Below are 673 nucleotides of genomic sequence, written 5' to 3' on the forward strand. Positions count from 1 at the left end.
GGAGAAGCTGAAGGATCGCGTTTCGCAGCGTTTATCGCCGGACAACTGGACGACCTGTTTGAGGCCTTTCGGAAGTCCACCACGAAACAAGGAGTCTGAAACCGCAAAAGAAAAAGGCCCCCGAACGGCAAGCCGTGGAAGCCTCTCTCTGAACTAAGCACTCCGAGAATCGCATCTCCACGAATCACTGTCAAGAGTCATTGGCGTCGTTTTGGCGAGCAGATTTCTTTTGCCTAATCGAGGGTGGAAGAAAATGGAGACGGGTATTGCGACGACGCCCTTTGGGCGGCGGCCGATGTCGCTTGCCATGCTGGCAGCGCAAAACGATTCACGTGAAATTCCTAAGGGCAGGGTTGTCGACAAATGGCAGATCTACCGCAACCTGTGCGAGGGCAAGAGCATCGTCGGCATCAGCGACAGGGCGCTGGCCGTTCTGAATGCATTGCTATCATTCTATCCTGACAGCGAATTGAGTGAGGAAAACGACCTCATCGTTTTTCCCTCGAACGCACAGCTGTCGCTCAGGGCGCACGGAATGCCCGAGCCCACGGTCCGGCGGCACCTGGCGGCTCTTGTTGACTGCGGGCTGATCATCCGTCGGGATAGCCCGAACGGCAAGCGCTACGCCCGCAAGGGCAGGGGAGGGGAGATCGAGGAAGCGTTTGGCTTCTCC

1 protein-coding gene is annotated in these 673 nt (G+C 57.2%); it reads left to right on the plus strand.

Features of this window, described 5'->3' with window-relative positions; genetic code table 11:
- Positions 1-253: 253 nt before the first annotated feature.
- A partial coding sequence (gene repC, locus EN943_RS37270; protein WP_127416634.1) for a plasmid replication protein RepC occupies positions 254-673 on the plus strand: 420 nt, incomplete at its 3' end.

It is taken from the genome of Mesorhizobium sp. M7A.F.Ca.US.006.01.1.1, assembly GCF_003997935.1.
Lineage (GTDB): Bacteria > Pseudomonadota > Alphaproteobacteria > Rhizobiales > Rhizobiaceae > Mesorhizobium.